General features: G+C 22.1%; 4 protein-coding genes. 3 read left to right on the forward strand and 1 reads right to left on the reverse strand.

Features of this window, described 5'->3' with window-relative positions; genetic code table 11:
* The 3 genes from ACTT90_RS07355 to ACTT90_RS07365 all read left to right on the forward strand — a co-directional run.
* A partial coding sequence (locus ACTT90_RS07355; RefSeq protein WP_440938083.1) for a polysaccharide biosynthesis protein occupies positions 1-1,325 on the forward strand: 1,325 nt, incomplete at its 5' end.
* Between the two features lie 22 nt (positions 1,326-1,347).
* Positions 1,348-1,698 carry a phosphoheptose isomerase gene (locus ACTT90_RS07360; RefSeq protein ID WP_440938084.1) on the forward strand — a complete coding sequence of 117 codons (351 nt, stop codon included), beginning with the start codon at positions 1,348-1,350 and terminating at the stop codon, positions 1,696-1,698.
* Entirely contained in the window at positions 1,695-2,249 is a 555-nt protein-coding gene (locus ACTT90_RS07365; RefSeq protein WP_440938085.1) for an SIS domain-containing protein, read from the forward strand. Before ACTT90_RS07360 ends, ACTT90_RS07365 begins: the two co-directional genes overlap by 4 nt.
* Here ACTT90_RS07365 and ACTT90_RS07370 read toward each other — a convergent pair.
* Positions 2,246-3,120 (reverse strand): hypothetical protein (locus ACTT90_RS07370; protein ID WP_440938086.1); only part of this gene is annotated, 875 nt, incomplete at its 5' end. The two genes, ACTT90_RS07365 and ACTT90_RS07370, sit on opposite strands and share 4 nt — an antisense overlap.

Below are 3,120 nucleotides of genomic sequence, written 5' to 3' on the forward strand. Positions count from 1 at the left end.
ATATTAGACAAGATAAGAATTATGGGAAAGTAAAAGCATTAGTTGATGTAGGAAATAAATTTAAAAGTAGAGAATTTAATGGAATAAAAATATTTAAAAAAAATGAATTATTTTATTTGGTTGAAAAGTTTAATATCAATGAAATTATAATAGGTAAAGACTTTTCAAAAAAAGAGGTTGATAAAATTTTTGATAAATTTGAGGAAAAAAATATTAGAATAAAAAATCTATCTAATAAAATTAACTCAACCGGACTAGTAGATCAGATAACATTGACCAATTTAGATTTTTTTAATGTAATAAATAGACCAAAAATAAATGTTAAAAAAGAAATACTTCGCAAAAAAATTTATAATAAAAATATTTTAGTTACTGGTGCAGGGGGATCAATAGGTTCAGAGTTATGTTTGCAAATATTGAAATTTAATCCAAAAAGATTATTTTTATTGGAAATTTCAGAAATAAATTTATTCAATTTAATTAATAAAATTAAAGATCTAAAAAGATACAACAACAAAATTATAAAACCGATTCTAGGAAATTGTGAAGACAAAATTTTAATTAGAAATTATTTTAAACATAATAAACTAGATGATATCTATCATGCAGCTGCATATAAACATGTGAATTTTGGAGAAGATAATTCTTATTCTATGTTAAAAAATAATATTCAAAATACCAAAACATTGATTGATTTTTCTTTACAGAAAAAAATAAAAAATTTTATTTTTATAAGTTCGGATAAAGCAGTAAACCCAAAAAGTGTTTTAGGATATTCAAAAAAAATTGGTGAATGTTTAATCCAAGATAAATTTTTATCAAAAAAAAAAATAATTACAAAATTTACAATCGTTAGATTTGGAAATGTGATAGGCTCAAGTGGGTCAGTAATCCCAATATTTTTTAACCAATTAATAAAAAATCAACCTTTGACAGTTACAAGCAAAAAGGCTTCAAGATATTTTATGTCAATATCAGAAGCTGTACAACTTGTTATAAATGCTTCTTACTTAAACAAGGGAGGTGTAAAGATATATGCATTAGATATGGGAAAACAAATAAATATTTATGATATTGCAAAAAGAATTATCCGACTATCTGGAAAAACTTTTCAAAATAAACTTAATCCAAATGGAGAAGTTTCAATAAAAATTACAGGCTTAAAAAAAGGTGAAAAATTAAAAGAGGAAATTACTTTAGGTAAAAATTTAGTAAAAACCTCTAATAAAGAAATAGTACTTTGTGATGAAAGATTTTTACATAAAAATTTAATTAAAAATTTAAAATATATCAATAAAAAATATAACTTTAATTTGTATGAATAAGATTATAATCATCTAATTTACAATGAAAAAAAAAGTTTTTTGTTTTGATTTAGATAATATTTTGTGCAAATCAAAAACCTCAAATTACAAACTAAGCACACCCATTAAAAAAAATATAGATGTAGTCAATAAGTTATTTGAAGAAGGCCATTATATCAAAATTTTTACAGCTAGATACATGGCTAGAAATCGCAATAATGTTTTTAATGCGAAAAAACAAGGGCTAAATTTAACAAAATCTCAATTGAGAAATTGGAATGTAAATTATCATGAATTAATTTTCGGAAAACCTAGTTATGATATATATATAGATGATAAGAGTTTTTTTTTCGATAAAAGCTGGCCTAAAAAATTATCAAAAAAATATTTATGAAAAAAACTAAATCTTTTTTAAAAAATTATAATAATGAATTTTTGAATGTAGCTACTATAAGCTTAGATATACAAAAAAAAATTGAAAAAATTTTTCAACTTATTCTCAAGATTAAAAAAGATAAAAAAAAAATAATAATCTCTGGTAACGGAGGTAGTGCTGCAATAGCTAGTCATTTTAGTGTTGATATGACAAAAAATGGTAAAGTGAGATGTATAAATTTTAACGAAAGTGATTTAATAACATGTTTTTCAAATGATTATGGATATGAAAATTGGATTAAAAAGGCAATTAATTTTTTTTCAGATAGTGGAGACTTAATTATATTAATTTCATCAAGTGGAAACTCTAAAAATATTATTAATGCAGCAAAATTTGCTAAAAGTAAAAAACATAAATTAATTACTTTATCAGGTTTCAAAGGAAAAAATAAACTATCAAAGTTAGGTGATATCAATCTTATAGTTAATTCAAACAATTATAATTTAATTGAGAATAGTCATCAGTATTGGTTATTATCTTTAGTCGATATGCTGAATGCTAATATTTAATTTAAAATATATTTTTGTAACTTTTTTTCAAAAATTTTAACTATAAGATATATATGAGATAAGATAAAAATTCCTACCAAGTGTTTTGATGTTGCCCATCCAATTAGATGAGGTAAAATAGAACTACTTACCAAAATTATATAGTAATAATCTAATTTTGAAAAATTTAATCTGATAATATTTCTGAATATTGAACTTACACAAAAAAATATACTTACTAAAAAAATAATTCTATTGAATAAATGTGAAAACATGAATGGGTTTTTAAACTCACCGTTTTTATCAGGATGCACTGCATCTTTGTAAATGTTAAAAAAAATAAATTTTACTTTGATTAAGGTATCATTTAAAATTCTAGTTTTATTATTATTTATATATTCAACATTTTCTTTTTTATAGTGGTTATACATATCCCATTCATTATTCCACTCTTCTTTATATTTTGTATTAGCATCATGTTTACCAGGAATTAGATCAACAGATTTTTTTGGATAATATTTATGAAAATTTTTATTCAAAGTAGTTTTTAGGGCTAGTTGACTTGAGGACATTGTTTTAAATCCAATTGTAAAAACTCCAGTTTTTATATAACCAAAAGTGCCCCAAATTATATACGCTATGCAAACAAAAAATAATGGACCACATCTTTTAGAAAGTTTTATTTTTTTTTCAAAAAAGATAAAAAAAATTGAACATAACAAAGTAACTAGAAACATTGTTGATTTCATAAAAAAGAGAACAAATATCATTGAGGATATATATAGTGATTTATTCTTATCATCAGAGATTAAAATTAAAAAAATACTTGGTATAAAAATTCCAATAAATGCATCAGCAAAAACAAAGTTGAATAGAGTAATTATATTATAAT

This window comes from Candidatus Pelagibacter sp. (genome assembly GCF_052049935.1).
In the GTDB taxonomy this organism is placed as follows: domain Bacteria; phylum Pseudomonadota; class Alphaproteobacteria; order Pelagibacterales; family Pelagibacteraceae; genus Pelagibacter.